This window comes from Cytobacillus sp. MT66 (assembly GCF_058792595.1).
In genome coordinates this window covers 91,743-109,121 of record NZ_JBXAFB010000001.1, presented here as the reverse complement: position 1 = coordinate 109,121, position 17,379 = coordinate 91,743, and the positions used below count along the sequence as shown (strand labels likewise).

Annotated in this window: 18 protein-coding genes; 7 read left to right on the top strand and 11 right to left on the bottom strand. The window is 38.2% G+C overall.

Annotated features, from left to right (window positions below; translation table 11 throughout):
* The first annotated feature begins 178 nt into the window (after window positions 1-178).
* Window positions 179-1,318, top strand: coding sequence for a CAP domain-containing protein (locus tag AC1Q59_RS00505; RefSeq protein ID WP_492363806.1), 1,140 nt, complete (start codon window positions 179-181; stop codon window positions 1,316-1,318).
* A 32-nt stretch (window positions 1,319-1,350) separates the two neighbouring features.
* Here AC1Q59_RS00505 and AC1Q59_RS00500 read toward each other — a convergent pair whose 3' ends face one another.
* From AC1Q59_RS00500 to AC1Q59_RS00490, 3 genes are read right to left on the bottom strand one after another with little or no spacing between them, the layout of a single operon-like run.
* On the bottom strand, window positions 1,351-1,617 hold the full coding sequence (locus AC1Q59_RS00500) for a hypothetical protein (protein WP_492363805.1): 267 nt from the start codon (window positions 1,615-1,617) through the stop codon (window positions 1,351-1,353).
* Window positions 1,593-1,862, bottom strand: coding sequence for a CGCGG family putative rSAM-modified RiPP protein (locus AC1Q59_RS00495; RefSeq protein ID WP_492363804.1), 270 nt, complete (start codon window positions 1,860-1,862; stop codon window positions 1,593-1,595). The genes AC1Q59_RS00500 and AC1Q59_RS00495 overlap by 25 nt, the downstream gene beginning before the upstream one ends.
* 60 nt (window positions 1,863-1,922) lie before the next feature.
* Window positions 1,923-3,152, bottom strand: a complete 1,230-nt coding sequence (locus tag AC1Q59_RS00490) for a hemolysin family protein (protein WP_492363803.1) — start codon at window positions 3,150-3,152, stop codon at window positions 1,923-1,925.
* A gap of 207 nt (window positions 3,153-3,359) precedes the next feature.
* Here AC1Q59_RS00490 and AC1Q59_RS00485 point away from each other — a divergent pair, with 207 nt between their 5' ends.
* The gene (locus AC1Q59_RS00485; protein WP_492363802.1) at window positions 3,360-4,607 is read left to right on the top strand and encodes a TolB family protein; all 1,248 of its coding nucleotides are present in this window, start codon (window positions 3,360-3,362) and stop codon (window positions 4,605-4,607) included.
* A 29-nt stretch (window positions 4,608-4,636) separates the two neighbouring features.
* Here AC1Q59_RS00485 and AC1Q59_RS00480 read toward each other — a convergent pair whose 3' ends face one another.
* The 5 genes from AC1Q59_RS00480 to AC1Q59_RS00460 all read right to left on the bottom strand — a co-directional run bounded on the left by AC1Q59_RS00480 (window position 4,637) and on the right by AC1Q59_RS00460 (window position 9,414).
* Window positions 4,637-5,338 (bottom strand): ABC transporter ATP-binding protein, encoded by a 702-nt coding sequence (locus AC1Q59_RS00480; RefSeq protein ID WP_492363801.1) that lies wholly within the window; start codon window positions 5,336-5,338, stop codon window positions 4,637-4,639.
* Between the two features lies 1 nt (window position 5,339).
* A complete protein-coding gene (locus AC1Q59_RS00475) occupies window positions 5,340-6,293 on the bottom strand; it encodes an ABC transporter permease (protein ID WP_492363800.1) in 954 nt (317 codons plus the stop codon).
* A gap of 24 nt (window positions 6,294-6,317) precedes the next feature.
* Window positions 6,318-6,791 (bottom strand): nitrous oxide reductase accessory protein NosL, encoded by a 474-nt coding sequence (locus tag AC1Q59_RS00470; protein ID WP_492363799.1) that lies wholly within the window; start codon window positions 6,789-6,791, stop codon window positions 6,318-6,320.
* Window positions 6,781-8,148, bottom strand: a complete 1,368-nt coding sequence (locus AC1Q59_RS00465) for a right-handed parallel beta-helix repeat-containing protein (RefSeq protein WP_492363798.1) — start codon at window positions 8,146-8,148, stop codon at window positions 6,781-6,783. Before AC1Q59_RS00465 ends, AC1Q59_RS00470 begins: the two co-directional genes overlap by 11 nt.
* A gap of 204 nt (window positions 8,149-8,352) precedes the next feature.
* Window positions 8,353-9,414, bottom strand: a complete 1,062-nt coding sequence (locus AC1Q59_RS00460) for a multicopper oxidase domain-containing protein (protein ID WP_492363797.1) — start codon at window positions 9,412-9,414, stop codon at window positions 8,353-8,355.
* Window positions 9,415-9,767: 353 nt separating this feature from the next.
* Between AC1Q59_RS00460 and AC1Q59_RS00455 the strand changes: the two genes are divergently transcribed.
* Window positions 9,768-10,601, top strand: coding sequence for an undecaprenyl-diphosphate phosphatase (locus AC1Q59_RS00455; RefSeq protein WP_492363796.1), 834 nt, complete (start codon window positions 9,768-9,770; stop codon window positions 10,599-10,601).
* Window positions 10,602-10,654: 53 nt separating this feature from the next.
* On the opposite strand, the gene AC1Q59_RS00450 is transcribed toward AC1Q59_RS00455, so the two are convergent.
* Window positions 10,655-11,101, bottom strand: a complete 447-nt coding sequence (locus AC1Q59_RS00450; RefSeq protein WP_492363795.1) for a V4R domain-containing protein — start codon at window positions 11,099-11,101, stop codon at window positions 10,655-10,657.
* Between the two features lie 143 nt (window positions 11,102-11,244).
* Between AC1Q59_RS00450 and AC1Q59_RS00445 the strand changes: the two genes are divergently transcribed.
* Together AC1Q59_RS00445 and AC1Q59_RS00440 are read left to right on the top strand one after the other, a co-directional pair.
* A complete protein-coding gene (locus AC1Q59_RS00445) occupies window positions 11,245-12,873 on the top strand; it encodes a putative bifunctional diguanylate cyclase/phosphodiesterase (protein WP_492363794.1) in 1,629 nt (542 codons plus the stop codon).
* 91 nt (window positions 12,874-12,964) lie between these two features.
* Complete coding sequence (locus AC1Q59_RS00440) at window positions 12,965-13,984, top strand: LLM class flavin-dependent oxidoreductase (RefSeq protein WP_492363793.1); 1,020 nt, start codon at window positions 12,965-12,967, stop codon at window positions 13,982-13,984.
* 40 nt (window positions 13,985-14,024) lie between these two features.
* Here the strand turns inward: AC1Q59_RS00440 and AC1Q59_RS00435 are convergent, their stop codons facing one another.
* Complete coding sequence (locus AC1Q59_RS00435; protein ID WP_492363792.1) at window positions 14,025-14,603, bottom strand: DUF1836 domain-containing protein; 579 nt, start codon at window positions 14,601-14,603, stop codon at window positions 14,025-14,027.
* 137 nt (window positions 14,604-14,740) lie between these two features.
* Here AC1Q59_RS00435 and trhA point away from each other — a divergent pair, with 137 nt between their 5' ends.
* The gene (gene trhA / locus AC1Q59_RS00430; protein WP_492363791.1) at window positions 14,741-15,388 is read left to right on the top strand and encodes a PAQR family membrane homeostasis protein TrhA; all 648 of its coding nucleotides are present in this window, start codon (window positions 14,741-14,743) and stop codon (window positions 15,386-15,388) included.
* A gap of 41 nt (window positions 15,389-15,429) precedes the next feature.
* On the opposite strand, the gene AC1Q59_RS00425 is transcribed toward trhA, so the two are convergent.
* On the bottom strand, window positions 15,430-15,690 hold the full coding sequence (locus AC1Q59_RS00425) for a hypothetical protein (RefSeq protein WP_492363790.1): 261 nt from the start codon (window positions 15,688-15,690) through the stop codon (window positions 15,430-15,432).
* A 158-nt stretch (window positions 15,691-15,848) separates the two neighbouring features.
* On the opposite strand from AC1Q59_RS00425, the gene AC1Q59_RS00420 reads away from it, so the two are divergent.
* The gene (locus AC1Q59_RS00420) at window positions 15,849-17,378 is read left to right on the top strand and encodes a spore germination protein (protein WP_492363789.1); all 1,530 of its coding nucleotides are present in this window, start codon (window positions 15,849-15,851) and stop codon (window positions 17,376-17,378) included.
* Window position 17,379: the final 1 nt, after the last annotated feature.

Genomic DNA, 17,379 nt, shown 5'->3' with positions numbered 1-17,379 from the left:
TTTTTTGACAAAATGAACGTAACCTCTAAAATAAGAGAAATATGTCTATAATGGATAGAAAGATCATTATTCCTTGCCGTCATTTTCCAGTTGCATTTAATTTTACGAATGCTCTTGGTCCTAATATAATTGAAAGAGATGGGCTATTTTACTTGTGTGAGAAATGGATGGTGAAATCTTGGGAAAACTGTTCCGCACACTGTTTATATTATTAATTTTATACTTTTCATGGCCTTTCATTGATAAACAGCTGCAAAAGACGGACTATTATCCAATTGTTGATAATGTAAGATCAGAGCTTCAAATGTTAAAAGAAAGTCCGCAGGTAAATGAAGCACTGCAATCCTTGTATTCCGCGTTAACCGAAATCACAGAAAAAGTGGAAGATGCTCCAGATCTATTGGCGAAAAAGCAGAACGAGCCAGATTTGAGTCACGTAAAAAAACCCGATTTGGCTGTGCCAAACAGTCATACATTTGCCGTTCATAATATAACCCTTGAAGAAACTAGATCGGCTATTGAGCAGCAGCTGGGACAAGCTAAACGTTCAACCTATAATGAATACGGGGTTAAATGGGATGCTTATCATGATCAGTATCAGAACTTTGTGATGGTTGCTTATAACGAGAAAGATAAAGCTGTCGGTTTATATACAAACCAGGATTTAATTTCTTCCTCTAAAGGAATCAAATTAGGAACACCAAAAGAGACAGTTCTGGAGCAGCTTGGAAAGCCTTTAAATGAAATTAGAAAAGGCCTAGTTTATTTCCGATTCGAACAGGACCGTGACTATGATGTTTTTATGATTGATGACAGCTATGTGACTATTTTTTACGATAAACATATGGATAATACGGTTACTGCTATTCAAGTCATCAAAAAGGATCTGGAACAAAGCAAAAAAGGATTTTATGCTGAAGGAACTCCGCAATTAAAAGAAGGTTTCGAACTTCAGCTGTTCGATTTGACGAATGCTGCCCGTGTTAAGCACGGCTTCTCTGTTCTTTCTTGGGATGATAAGATAAAAGAAACAGCAAGGAAACATAGCTTAGATATGGCCGAAAATAACTACTTCTCCCATACAAATTTAAACGGGGAGTCTCCGTTTGACAGGATGAAAGAGGATGATATTTTCTTCACTGTTGCTGGAGAAAATTTAGCCTACGGGCAATTTAGCAGTATTTTTGCTCATGAAGGGCTAATGAACTCCATGGGGCACAGGGAAAATATTCTACGGAAGGAATACGATACACTAGGCGTCGGCGTTGCCTTTAACAGCCAGAAACAGCCGTATTACACGGAGAATTTTATAAGATAAAAAACAGCCTATCATAATCGTATAGGCTGTTTTTATGGAAAATAAATATCTATCCAGGCGTCTTTATTTTCAAGGATAAAGTAATTTTTAAATTCTGTCCGCTGTCTGAAGGTTTTCCATTTGTTCAAGGGAAGTGTATATAGGACGGTCTCTCCCCTTTTAAATAGTAATTGCTGATCCGCAATTTCTACGGATTCGAAGCGAATACCGTCTCTTTGTACCAATTCATCGTTCTCATAAAAGTTTAACACCACTTGCTGATTTTGAAAGTGTGTTAAGTATTCGATTCCAGTTTCCATACGCGTAATACATACCCCCCGCAGCCACATTGGTCAATAAATTTCATTTGTATTGCTTCGCCAAATACTTCCGATAACAGCGGCACAAGATAATTATACGGGTTGCCGAATTTCCCTGAAGTGACTAAATTCACATAGCAGCCTGCGGCGGTTTCCTCGACTGCTTTAATGCTGTCTTCAATAATCAGTTCCACATTGTCCTCGTATTCGTTGTGCTCTAAATCCATTGACCAATTCTTTTGCATTTGTGACCCCCTCCTCTTTATATATCCATTATAAAAAAAACGTCTATAATAGACGTTTTTTTAATGGACTTTTTTCACGATTTTAACCGTTTTTATTCGATTATCTTCCACCTCTAAAATTTGAAAATGAAGATGATGGTATTCAAACGTATCCCCTTGGTTTGGGAAATAGCCTATTTCCTTTAAGAGGAATCCAGATAGGACGTCTTCATCTTCAGGGATCTTTGTTTTGAAGACTTCGTTAATCCGATGGAGGGCAAGCTTTCCGTTGCAAATAATGTGCGAGTCTGTCAGCTCATCAATAAGGACTTCATTATCCTCATCGGTTTCATCCTCAATTTCCTGGCCCAGCATTGCCTCAATGATATCTTCAAGGGTAATAATTCCTTTTGTTCCGCCATATTCATCAAGGACAATCGCTAAATGCTTCCGGTCGCGCATCATTAGTTTATAAATTTTTTCAATCAGATGAAATTCAAACACAAAGAGCGGATCATTATCTGTATATTCCTCCATTGGCTTTTCGTGGTTTAATGACCAGGCAATCAATTGTTTTGCATGAAATACACCGACAATGTTGTCCATATTTCCTTTATACACCGGATATCTTGTATATCGGTTATCTAACACAATTTCCCGTGTTTGCTCAAATGTGCTCTTGCATGGAATCCCAATAATATCCATTCTTGGTGTTTTCAGTGCGTCACGGACATCGAGACTGTAGAAATCAATAACCCCTTTAATTCTTACAGATTCCTCATTTTTGAACGTTCCTTCAACAGAGGCGATGTCGACCATCGTCATCAATTCTTCCTTTGAAACAGATGGTGTCTCTTCATCATTCTTTGAAAATAAGTTGATTACGGCTCTCGTAAATTTGGATAATAAAAACGTTAGGGGCTTTAAGATAATGACAAGGATTCGGATGATTGGTAAAACAAGATAAGCAATTTTTTCTGATAAGGAAGCCGCAATCGATTTTGGCAGTACTTCACAAAAAATGATTAGAACAACCGTCAAGACACCTGTTGCTAAACCAACATTAAAATCGTATTGAATAGCAATCACTGTGACTAATGTAGGGAGCATAATATTCGCAATGTTATTTCCAATTAATATCGCAGAAATAAGTTCATCAGGATTGGAAACCAGTTTGAGCAGCTTTTTTGATTTTATATCATTGTTCTCAGCTCTCGTTTTCACTTTCATTTTATTGACTGCTGTAAGAGCCGTTTCACTGCCTGAAAGGAAAAAAGACATAAACATAAAAAAAGCAATTGCAATGACCAAATTGTGACGCCTCCGTAAATTATCGTTCTTATGTATAATTCCCCAATTCCCCGTTGAAAAACTGACTGACTGGGAAGGTTACAATATTTTTCTAGTATAAAGCAAATAAAGGAAAAATGTAAATTAGACTGCTTAGCTCATTTTTTACCTTCCCTTGAATCATAATAAGACTGTCATTATTATGCACCTTAGAAAGAGGCGATCAAAGTGAAAAGGTTATTGTTCCTTTTATTATGTTTTGTTATTAGTTTACCGAGTACCGTTCACGGCCAAAAAAACAACGAGAATGCCCTGAAAATCGCCTTCACCCGCGATGGTTTTGTCTGGATAAAAACGGGTGCTAAGGAGGAACGAATCACAAAACAGGCAGCCAATATTCTTTACCCGCCTCAGTGGTCTCATGATGGAAAATGGATTCTTTATCAAAAGGAAATGGTGTCTGAAATCAACTCCAATAAAGAAACACATTCGGAAATATGGGTTTATAACATGGAAACGAAAGAACATCGGAAAATTTTCCATGATGGTGTTAACGCCAAGTGGTCTCCAAAAGAAAATATCGTTGCGTTTCTAAGCGGCGGTGTATTGAATGTTTCCAATTTAGATGATTTTAAGAATGTTGCCCTAGGTGTTGATAATTTTGAATGGTACCCTGACGGCAGAGCAGTCTTTGCCTCATCTGCCGCCGCAATTAAACCAGATGGGTGGACAAACCCTGAGCTCTATAAAATTCCCATCGGACAGAACTTCAAGGAAATCACGATGTCTGAGAACGTGCAGGAACTGTTTAAAATTCCAAAGGAGCTTTCAAATGGCAAGGTCAGCATTCTATCCATCAATGCTTCAAGTTTTGCCTTTTCACCAGATGGAAAATGGGTATCTTTTATCGTGAATCCGACTGCTTCCTGGTCAATGGATAGTGATATGGTCTGTGTTATTACTGCAGATGGGGAAAATTTTGAGGTTCTTGATGAGACAATTCTTGGCATCGACCAGCCTTCCTGGGCTCCTAGTGAGAACTTGCTTGGCTATATTGCTGGCGGCGGGAGAATTGTGTTTGGCTTTAAGAACAAGAAACTTAAAGTACAGGAGCTTCCTGCGTTTAAGTCAAATACGCTTACCCCGCCAAATTTTGCCGAGATGGGCTTTACATGGGTAAATGACAATACACTGATTGTTTCACGGGTTGTAGAAGCAGAATGGAACAATGATCCGAACAAACGTCCAAACCCTGCCCTGTATATGATCAAAATGAAAGAAAATGAGCAGCCGAAAATCACCAATCCGAAAAAAGGCCAGGGAGATTTTCAGCCTAACTACGCTTCATCTGCCAATAAGCTAACATGGGTAAGAAAAAATATGAATGCGATGAATGGAGATTTGTGGATTGCAGATATAAATGGAAAAAATTCTGAGCTTTGGGTGAAAAATATTGGGCTGTATTCCATTTACTAAAAAAAGCGGAGGCATGATTGCTTCCGCTTTTATACGGCCTGATGCTGTTCTTGCTGGTGAATGGTCAAAAACACTTCTTCCAGTGTGGAACATCCATGCCTTTTGTATATTTCCTCCAGTGTCCCAAAGGATTTGACCTTCCCATTAAACAAAATGATTACTTTATCAGCAATTTCTATAGCATCTCTCATAATATGGCTGCTGACAATGATCGTTTTTTTTAACTTTTTAAGCCTTTGAATTATTTCTTTAAATTGGATAACCCAATACGGGTCGAGACCGTTTGTTGGTTCATCAAGAATATAAATATCGGTATCAGCAAGCAGACACTGAGCTAAATTTAATCGCTGGGACATCCCTTTTGAAAATCCGCCCGTCCTTGTGTTTCTTTCCTCCCAAAGACCGACCTCTTTTAATACTTCGTTAATTTTATTTTTATCAGCCTGCAGAAAATTCCCGTAGTATCCGAGAATTTCAAGCGGTGTCAGCTCAGGAGGGAAATTCATTTGATCGGGCATGTAGGCAAAAGATTTTTTTTGTTTAGAATGAAAGATGATTTTCCCTGTTGACGGCTTATTAATCCCTGTAATCATTTTAATCATCGTGCTTTTGCCTGCACCATTACCGCCACATAATACAACACATTCACCTTCGTCTATTGACAGGTCCACAGGTGCTAAAGCAATTTTACGCTTGTAGTTTTTAGAAATGTTCTTTAGCTCCAAAATCATTTTAAACACCCCGTTTTAACAATTTTGTCGACGCTGCAATCGTCATAAAAACTAAGAGGAAGATAGATAGAATTAATGATGCGGTCAAAACCCCGCTGTTTCCCCATTGATCAATAATTAAATACTCTGGTCCGAATACATACTCCGCATTCAGCTTGGAAATCGACCAAACTCGAATCGATTCTACAGGATTCAGGAGTATAAGCGAAAACAAGCTATTTAACTTAAAAGCATACGGTATCCAATCAATGATTGAAAAAATGATAAATTCGTAGACAAACACGGCCATACTCCAAAAAAATAAAGCTAATGACAGGCCTTGCATCCTCGTTTTACTAATTGCACCGACAAATAAGGAGGCGGCTGAAAACATAATGATGAGCAGAAGATTAACCACAAGGAAAATTTGAAAAATCGTTGCTTCAAATGATTGGCCAATAAGAGAAAAGATGAGGCCAAAGAGCCCATAAGATACACCTAAAACAACAAGCATAGACAAAACTAATGCTGCAAATTTGCTTGTCATGTACCGCCAATACGGAATCTGATAGGTTTTGAATAGTCCAAATCGCCCACTTTCCTTATCAGCAATGATGGAATTTGAGCCTAATACAAGGCAAATGATTGGTACCAGCCATAATGACAGATTAATCAGCATGGCAATAGAACGATTATAGGCTGTCTGCTGAATATCTGCAGCCGTTTGGGACTGCTGCTCAATTTCTTTAAGACCAAACCACTCTGGGTTCACCCCATTTGTATCAATATTATTACCGACGGATTCCAGACCATAAGTTACTTCTGCTGGATCCGATTGAACGGAATGCAATCCATAGAAGTAAAGCAAGACAGATAGAAAGATAAATAGAACCATAAAATTCATCAGCCATTTGCTTCTAAGCAGCAGTCTTAGCTCGTGCTTGGTCATTGAGAATAAAAGATAGTGTTTCATCATGATTCCCCCATTCTAGGTGAACCGTTAATGACTGTGTGTCATGTCACCCTTTTTAAAGGCTTTAATATCTAAATTCTTTAGCTCTTCTTTTGTATAGATTGTGCCGCCGTCATTCTTTTGAAAGTCACTTGCTTTTTCTTCAGATTCAAACGCAGCAATACCGTAGCTCATTGGGCTTTCAATTCCTTCATCTTGAACAAATGTGCTTTTATCCAGTGAGATCCATTCCTTTGTTTGAAAATCATGAACAAATGCTGCTTCATACTCAGGCTGCTCTTCTTGAAGATAGACAAACAGGCAGCCGATATCATCAAATAATAATGGCTTTCCATCATTAAGAATGATTTGTGCGGCTGATTCCAGATCTTGTATGCCCATATGGCATGTATCACATTCATCCTGATTAACCTTTATTTCTGCGGGTGAAGCCGCTTTTGATGAACAGCCAGTAAATATGAGAAGGACGGCTGCAATTGGAAACATCCACTTAAGCTTCATGCTTTTCACTCCTAGCGCTCCAAATGATTAATATACTTGCTCCGAAAACAAGCAGGAAAAACAAAATTTGTATAGAGCTAAAGTCCTTGCTTTTCATCTCAGGGCTGTTATTAGTGCTATTCCCCCATTGAAAAGGTGCCGGCTGTGCCAGAGGAAATTCATCGATGATAAATGTGTCCGATGGAATGGGTGTATATCTTTCAATCATATTCCATAGTTCAACAGCAGGACTTTTATAGAAGATTTGCAAATAAGGTTCATTAGAAGACATATTATAAAAAACGTCCCCGCTCTTATAAGCGTAGTCGACGGTATCATCTTGGTTTATATTTAATGAACGATGATCATCAAAGAAATTTCCATATTGGTCTCTGCTAAATTGATTCTGATTATCCTTAGCAGAAATAATTTGATTGGTGTTTTTGTAGAAATTATTCAGATAAATGATGTTATTCTCTGAACCTTGTCTTATCTCCAAACCGATATTGTTTCCAAAAAACATATTAAATTCAATCTGGTTTCTTTTCGCATTCTCAAGCAGCAGTCCTTTAGAGTTATTCATAACTATATTTGATGAAATTGTCGAATCAAATGTATCGAACACAAACATTCCAGCGCCGTCTATTTTTGTATTTAAGTAAAAGAAGTTATTAATCATTGAAATTTCATAGCTTTGCATGATCATTAGGCCATTGATGCTTTCCCGGACTTGATTATTGGAAATCATCACATTTCTTGAGTCCATTGTGTGAACACCGTATCGAGCCCGTATCATTTGGTTGCCATTGACCTGACAGTTATCTGAATAGGAAACATACACACCATCCTGTGTATCATGTACAAAATTATTTGTAATGACTGTGTTAGGTGCTTTCGCAAGATATATTCCATAGCCTTTATGCTTTTTTATGTCTGAAAAACTTGAAATCACATTGGTTTCAAATCGATGACCATAGCTTTCATGGGCATATATACCGTGAAAGACATTTTTAAAGACATTATGATGGACGTAGGAACGGTTCCCTTTAATATAGATCCCAGCATTTTGCGATCCTCCGCCTTCGATTTGCAGTCCTTCAACGATGACATCATCTGCTTCGATAGTAAGTACGCTTCCCTGATCCGGTCCTGTGATTTGAGCCCCTTCCTCACCAATGATATGGACAGAGTTTTTAACGATAAAATTTCCCTGATACTCACCAGGGGCCAATTTAATCACTTGTTGGTGTCCACTGCCGGTTTGCTGCAGTGCCTTATGAAGTTCTGTACTATTTTGTACATAGATCTCCTCGCCAGAGGCTTTTCCAGTGAAAACAATCAAAAAAAATAGAATAAAGAATGCTGTCTTTTTTATCATTAGGGTTACACCTCACCCTCACTTATGCAAGCTATATATTTTAATTGCAATAGCTATAGGGCAGTGCTCCCCAGGCCTAGATACAAAACACTTACGCAAATTGGGAAAACTGCCCATGTTTTTATTAATTTAAGGTTCACATATTTATCTTTTTTTTGTATAATTGTGATGAGTTGAGTTTTATTTATTTATTTTGTTTGGTTATTAATGGCTCATGACAGCCTTGCCGTCGTCTTCACCTGTTTCTGTAACCTTTATGACTGCGGCGGCTCCTTTTTGTACATGATTGAATTGGTGAGTAACGATAGAATAGCTTCCTACCCGATCAACTGTGAATTCAACAATTGCTCCGCCGCTTGCTGGAAGCATAACAGTCTGTAAACCTTTGAAATGATTATATGGATTGCCGTCCATATATACATCATCAAATACAGTTCCAACTACGTGGAATGAGCTGACTTCGTTAGGACCTACGTTATTGACATAAATTCGAATCTTGTCGCCAACCTTTGCTAATAACGGTTTTTCCTTAAGTGAGAAGGTATCGCCGTTTGTATTTTGGTCTCCTTCTTTCAAAGCCTTAGTTGAAAAGACAACATGACTTGGGACGCCGTTAGTAAAATCATTTAAATCGTTATACTTATACCATTCGTTTTGAACGATTACAAATTCTCTATCAATCTCTTTATCTGTAGGATAGCCATTCTTAGGCTTTACAATTATAGTACCGTGCATTCCATTAGCAATATGTGATAATACCGGTGCTGTTCCGCAGTGATACATAAATACTCCAGGGTTTTTAGCTGGGTAGCTGAAAGTTCCAGTTTCGTCAGGCATGACATTGGCGAAATCTTTAGATGGTGATGCATGTACGGCATGAAAATCCATGCTGTGCGGAATGGCTGGGTCCATATTTTTTAATGTAAAATTAATGGTGTCCCCTTCATTTACGACAACTAACGGTCCTGGTGCTTCACCATTAAATGTCCATGCTTTGTACATTTTGCCTTTGTCAATTTCAATGTCAGTAATTTGTGAAGTCATTTCAACGTTTACCTCTGTTGGCCCTACTCTCTCAACTTTTAGAGGGATAGGTTTTTGGTTTAGACCTTTATGCGGAGCGATGACTTCGGTTTCGCCTTTTTCGGCAGCAAGCGCTTTTTGATCTGTTATTTGTACTTTCTCAGTAACTGTCTGACCGCCGCAAGCAGTTAATAAACTAAGACCGATGGCTGATGTTAATAAATATTTTACCCCTTTATTCATCTCAATTTCCTCCTTTATTATTAAGGCTTTTAAGCTATTGCTTACTTTAATAATATTCATTTAGCCCCTCAAAATAGGTGATATATCTCACATAGAAATCTAAATCTGTGAATAGTTTGTGAAGGAAAGTTCATGTATTCTTCTATCGCAGAAAATGCTGTTTTAGACACTGCCCTTTCTCTTCCAACTGTCATATAATAGATTTGTTTCGCAACAATCGCTGTGACTGTGATATACTTTAACGGCGATTGTTTTTTGCTAAAAACGAATATTAAGTGTAGGGGATATCATACCTTAACGCGTCTATTATTATGGAATGAAACTTTTTATGTTACAAAGGAGATTTTTAATCAATGGTGTTAGATGTGATTACTATTTTAAAAGCAATTATTCTCGGGCTTGTTGAAGGATTAACTGAATTTGCCCCCGTTTCCTCTACTGGGCATATGATTATTGTGGATGATATGTGGCTGAAGTCTCAGGAGTTTTTAGGTAAATATCCAGCCAATACGTTTAAAGTTGTTATTCAATTAGGTTCAATCCTGGCGGTTGTCATTGTATTCTGGGATAGGTTTCTTGATATGCTAGGGCTTAACACCAAGAGCAAACATGCGGCTGGGGAAAAACGCTTAAAGCTGACACAAGTAATTGTAGGATTAATTCCTGCAGGGATCTTGGGTGTTTTATTCGAGGATTATATTGATGAAAACCTATTTTCCACCGAAACGGTATTAGTAGGGCTTGTAGCTGGAGCAATTTTGATGATTTTTGCTGATATTTTCGGCGGAAAGAAACCAAAGATTAATACTGTGGACCAAATTACATACAAGCAGGCGTTTACAATTGGTCTAATACAATGCTTGTCCTTGTGGCCTGGCTTTTCCCGCTCCGGTTCAACAATTTCCGGCGGTGTCCTGCTGGGTTTAAGCCACAGAGCTGCTGCTGATTTTACTTTTATTATGGCTGTGCCGATAATGGCAGGAGCAAGCTTTCTTTCCCTGCTGAAAAATTGGGAGTATATCACTTTTGATGCGTTGCCATTTTTTATCGCCGGTTTTATAAGCGCATTTGTTTTTGCTCTTATTTCCATAAAGTTCTTCTTACAGCTGATCAATAAAATTAAACTCATTCCATTTGCGATTTACCGAATTGTTTTAGCTGCAGTGATATATTTAGTGTTTTTCTAAACAAAAAGGCAGATCCCTTTAGGATAGTATCCTAAAGGGCCTGCCTTTTCTTTTTATTTGAATTTTATGATGTATTCGCAATGCTCGTCCCCGTTTACATTACATTTAATTTCACGAATACTGACTTCATCATAGATGTTAAGCAGCGCCCCTTCTAATATCGCACCTTCTAGGTCACACACAATATTGCCTTCCATGACAGGAAGACCTTCACAGAAGCAATCCTCAATGGCAATGCGCATTTCATTTTCGGACCGCTCTACTACTTTAGGGATTCCTATTTTTAATTCTTCATATAATTTTAGGGCATCATCTATTGATTGAACGGGAAGGTTTTTTCCGATTTCTCTGCCAACTGTAATCGTTGTGTTTTTGCCTTTCATTGGCAGCCCTTGATACATGCCAATTAATCTGACAGATCGAAATAATTCTAGCGGGACCATATTACCTAAAGTTTTGCGGTTAATTTTCTTCATATCTTCAAAGGTAAATAAACTCATCTAACATTCCTCCAACCAATAATATCAGCTAATTTATATATTAATTGGTTAAATATTCCGCGACCTTGATATAGATCAATTTTCCCCATTAATTATAACGGTAAAATAATAGAAAAACGTTTTAAAAAGGGAGGCTTATTTTTATGGCTGACGTTTCACCTAACTTTTACAAAGAATTATTTATACAATTAGAGACTCCCGCCATCGTCTCTGATCATATGGGACAGATTAAAGATATCAATACCGCTTATGCATCAGCTAGCGGGTATAGCAAACTTGATGCAGCGGGAAAGAATATTAGCATATTTGTTGAAGGCGCCTTTCCTTTCTGTGACTCTGCAAAAAAAGAAGTATATATGAAATTAAAAAACGGCAGCGAAAAACTTAAAAACCTCTCGGTAAGCACGATTGTTGATGTTAATCAGGACAGGCCATTTTATGTTTGGGTGTTAAGTGATTTCCAAGTTACGGGGTTTGATCCTTTGACACAGCTGCCAAACAGATTTCTTCTTAATCAAGAATTAAAAAAAGCCCTGGACTGTGCTAAGGAAAACTGCTCTATCCTTGCCGTTTTCTATCTGGATTTGGACCGTTTTAAATTTGTTAATGACACCCTTGGACACTCCTCAGGTGATGTTTTATTACAGGAAGCTGCCAGGAGAGTCAAATTCGCTATAGGAGAAAATAGTATGATTGCACGCATGGGCGGAGATGAGTTTGTTTGCATCCTTAAGGATTTGCACGATGAGAAAGAAGCAGAACTTATTGCGAAGAAAATCATTTCAGGCTTTAATGAAGTTTTTCATTTATTTGAGACAGAGGTTTACGTATCGACAAGTGTTGGGATCAGCCTGTATCCTTTTGATGGAGATGATGAAGAATTACTATTAACCAATGCAGATTCCGCGATGTACAGTGCCAAGAAAAAGGGAAGAAATCAATTTGAAAGGGCAAAAGCAAATATGGCAGCTGGAGGGTTTGAAAAGCTTCTATTAGAAAATAGTTTGCGTAAAGCTCTTGATGAAGATGAATTCATCTTATATTTTCAGCCGCAGGTACATATTAAAACCAGCGAAATAACCTCAATGGAAGCATTAATTCGCTGGAATCACCCCGATTTAGGGATTATTGCTCCAGGTGAATTTATCCCAATTGCCGAAGAAACAGGCCTTATACTGCCGATTAGTGATTGGGTCCTAAAAAGTGTCTGCAAAAAAATGAAAGAATGGCAGTGTGCCGGTTATCCGCCTGTAAGAGTTGCTGTCAATCTCTCGGCGGGACAATTTTTACAAAACGGTTTTGTTGAGAAGGTTAAAAGGATTTTGATGGAGACTGATTTAGACCCCTCCTTTTTAGAGCTTGAAATAACGGAAAATATGGTTATGCATGATGTGAAAATGGCCATAGAGGTTTTGCACAAATTACAGGATCTTGGAGTCTGTATAGCTCTCGATGATTTCGGAACAGGCTATTCATCATTAAATTATTTGAAGGACTTCCCAATAAATTCATTAAAGATTGATCGGTCATTTATTTTTGATATTGATAAAAATCCAAGCAGTGCAGCCCTGACCAAGGCCATCGCAGTACTTGCTCATGACCTGAAATTAAAGGTTATTGCCGAAGGTGTTGAAAACTATAAGCAATTATCAATGGTCAAACAATTCTCCTGTGATACGGTTCAAGGTTTTTATTTCAGTAAGCCGCTTAATGACCACGATATCTTATTGTTTCTGTCTAAACATGATGCTGAAAAAGTGATTAACGCATAAGGTCTTGGTTATTTCTCTAGTCATATCATTTTGCCTTTTACTCTATCCTTGCTAAAATGGTCCCTATAATATATAGGAAGAAGTTGATGTTATGTCCGCAGAAAATTCGTTACATAATGTACGCTATTCTATTCTTGATCTCTCGCCGATTATTGTTGGAGGAACCGCTGCTGATTCACTAAAGAATACATTGGATCTTGCTCAGCATGCGGATAAATGGGGTTACACCCGATATTGGCTGGCAGAACATCATAATATGCAAGGGATTGCCAGTTCCGCAACAGCTGTTGTCATTGGCCATGTCGCTGCCGGCACTTCCAAGATTCGCGTCGGATCTGGCGGAGTTATGCTGCCAAACCATTCACCCCTTGTCATTGCGGAACAGTTTGGCACACTTGAATCCCTTTTCCCAGGCCGGATTGATCTCGGCTTAGGGAGGGCACCAGGAACTGACCAATTTACGGCAATGGCTTTAAGAAGGAGCAGCCGATTGGACGGATCAGACTTTCCAGAGCAGGTAGAGGAATTGCGGACCTATTTTGATCCGTCTAGAGCCAGTGGTCCTGTTCACGTCCGTGCTGTTCCTGGCGAAGGCTTAAATATTCCGATATGGCTGCTTGGTTCCAGCGGATTCAGTGCTCAGCTTGCAGGCAGCCTTGGTCTGCCATTTTCCTTTGCTGGCCATTTTTCACCGGAGAATACACTCCCTGCTCTTGAATTGTACCGCCGCAGTTTTCGCCCATCAGAAGTGCTAGATGAACCCTATGCCATGGTTGGTATAAATGTCATTGCTGCAGATGATGAAGAAAAAGCTCAGCATCTTGCCACATCTATTAAACAGCAGTTCTTGGCAATGATTCGCAATAATCGCGGCAAGCTTCAGCCTCCTGTTGATAATATTGACAATCTCATGAGCGAGTATGAAATGTCAATTTTGCAAAAGCAGCTTGGCGGTTCCATTATAGGCAGCGCGGAGAATGTAAAAATACAGCTTGAAACTTTTATTCATGAAACCAATGCCGATGAGATCATGTTGAACGGACAAATTTTCGATCACCATGACCGGCTGCGTTCATTTGAAATCGTGGCTGATATCATGAGCGGTAAATAGACAAGAGGGCATGCACCACATTCGGTGCTATGCCCTTTCTCTATTTTTCTCCCTTCTCCCCTATCTCATCAACAAGCCTTTCTGCTGCCCGTCTGTATAAATTGCTCATGTGTATAAAAGAGGCGATCATGAGGACTTTTTCCAGCTCGTCTTTTTTACTTACTTCTAAACTCTTGATTTCCTTTTCTGTATCCTCGGCTTTCGCTATCACATCTTTTTTAAATGAAGCAGTGTTTTTTTCTGCAAGATGCAAGTAGCTTTCATAGAATTGATCCAAATGAATGCTTCCAGATACAATCTTTTCATTAACTCCTGCTAATGTTTCCTTTATATCGCTGATTGAAAGTCCGCCTTTTAGCTGATAAATCAAACTGATAAGTATGAGATGTTCCTTTGAATACTTTTTATTTTTGACAGGAAAAAACAATTTCCCCTTCGCATAATTATTAATCATCGTTTTCGTAAGAACTTTTTCATCTTCGTTTCTTTTAGAGCTATTGAAGGAATTTTCAAAAAGCTGGATGACCTGGTCCATGTACAGGTCAATCTGCGGAATGTCTTCTAATGTTATTTGACTGTCCAAGTCAAATGAATTAATCAAATCTATCATATTTTTCATTCTATTAACCTCATCTATTTTCTTCGCTTATTTCATTTTACTCAAAAAATTCTTGCATGTAAATATTGACTAGATGTTGTAATGGTAATATTATTATAAGTAGTTATCAAAACTACATAAAGTTTAGGGGGATTTCTGTGACAACTTATATCCGTGAACCCATTAATGGGCTTACCCATTTAGCCGGTGCTATCCTTTCCTTTGCAGGGCTTCTCGCCATGGTTATTAAAGCTTCTGCAAGCACATCTTCAGGATTAGTGATTGCATCAGTGATTGTTTTTGGCATCAGCATGATTTTGCTTTATTCCGCTTCAGCTACTTATCACATGGTGATTGCCCGCGATAAAGTCATTGCTTTTCTCAGACGCATTGACCATTCGATGATTTTTGTCCTTATTGCCGGCTCGTATGCTCCTTTCTGCTTGATCAGCTTAAACGGGGTCACAGGCTGGGTGATTTTTTCCATTGTAGCAACGGTCGCAGTCTTAGGGGTTTTATTTAAAATGATCTGGTTTTCTTGTCCAAGATGGCTTTCTACCGCACTTTATTTGGCATTAGGCTGGGTCATAGTCTTCGCTTTTTCACCGCTATCAGAGACATTAAGCACACCAGGCATCCTTTTATTGCTGCTTGGGGGAATTTTCTATACAATTGGCGGAGTGATTTATGCAGTTAAACCAAAATTCTTAGAATTTAAGCATTTTGGGTTTCATGAAATTTTTCACATTTTTATCATGCTTGGCAGTACAGCCCATTTTCTATGCGTATATCTTTATATTCTTTAATATAGGAAATCCCGCTCACACGAGCGGGATTTTTTGTTTAATTAAAATCCTGAATTTAAAAATACGGAAAAAATAAGGGCAAATAACAAAATAACGACAACCACTAACAATATAAATAAGCCAATGATAATCCAGCCCAGTACTTTTCTATCCGTAACTATTAAGTAAATTCCCAATCCAAGAAGTCCCAGAACGAACCCGAGAATTCCCCAAAGGACAGGGCTTTTTCCATGCTTTGGTGCGTCAATGACCATATAAACGGTGATAGCAATACTGATTGCCAGCCCCAAAAAATATTCCACAATATCGCCTCTTTTCTCATTTGTTGGAAAAAGTGCACATTTCATCCTATACAATTTTAACCGAATTATGACAATGTTTACTGTATCTTCTTGAATTTAGTTATCTTTACATAACTTCCCCTTAATTAGGAAAACTGTAAAAAGGAGGGGATTGACTATTGATCGGACCGCTGCTTAAAAAAATATTATTTAAAAATAAGGATTATCGTTTCACTGAAAAATCAAATACAGAGGAAATAAAAATAAAAGAACAGCCTATTAACCCAGACCTGGAACGGACAATCCAAATTTTTTCAAAGATTTACTCTATTCCAGTTAATAAAGATGTTATCGTTCGAACTTTTAAAATTTCAGGCCTGGAAAAAAAGGCAGCTGTACTTTCCATCGGGACCATTACAGACCCCAATTTGCTAGATGAACATGTATTGAAGCCATTGCTTACAAATACAGATAACCGAAGAAAAATAGATGAAATCCTAGGAGTCCGCGGTCTTTCCACTGCTAATACGAATAAAGAAGCTATTGAAAAAATCAATGATGGGAATGCCATTCTTTTTGTTGATGAAGAGCAATTTGCTTACTGTATCAATATCGAAAATTTTCAAAGCAAAGATATTACCAAACCTGATAATGAGGTTGTGCTAAAAGGTCCTAAGGAAGCATTTACTGAAAAGGTATCGACGAATATTTCCCTCATAAGGAAAAGGATAAAAAATGAAGGGTTGGTCGTTGAATCTTTCGTTGTTGCTAAAAGATCAAGGAATGAAGTAAACCTGGTGTATATCAAGGACCTGGCCAATGAAAAACTTCTTAATAATATTAAGGAAAGAATTAATAATCTTAATGTAGACACGGTTCAAAATCTTGCCCTTTTAGAGCAGCATATTGAGGAAAGAGAACTTTCGCTTTTTCCTACTGTTTTGTACACAGAAAGGCCTGACCGGGCAGCAACCTTTCTCGAGGATGGGTATATTGTTCTCCTAATGAATAATTCACCGGCCTCCCTAATTCTGCCTGCAACCTTTTGGTCTTTTTTCCACACACCAGAAGATCATTATATGAGATATATATATGGAAATTTTACAAGAGCTTTAAGACTGGTGGCCATGTTTATCACTTTATTTACGTCAGCCATTTATGTTGGATTGACCAATTATCATACGGAAATGATTCCGCCTGATTTGCTGCTTGCCATCGCCTCCACAAGGGAAAAGGTCCCTTTTCCTGCTTTTATTGAGGTGTTTTTAATGGAGATAGCATTCGAATTAATAAGAGAGGGCGGCCTTAGAGTACCTTCGCCAATTGGGCCGACGATTGGAATTGTAGGAGCTTTGATATTAGGTCAGGCTGCTGTACAGGCCAATATTGTAAGTCCGATAGTTGTCATTGCCGTGGCGTTAAGCGGGTTATGCTCCTTTACCGTTGGAGACATTAGCTTGAACTATACGATACGTTTAAGCAGATTTTTATTTATTATTTCAGCAGGACTTTTTGGATTTTTGGGAATGGCCGCATTATTTACAGCTGGAATGTTTTATTTGGTATCGATCAAATCGTTTGGTATCTCATATCTTTCACCAATGACACCAAAATATGTTTCTTCGAAAGATACTGTTTTTAGGAGATTTCTTAAGAATGAAATTTTCCGTCCAGGTTATTTAAAGCCTAAAGATATGAAAAAAAGTTAAG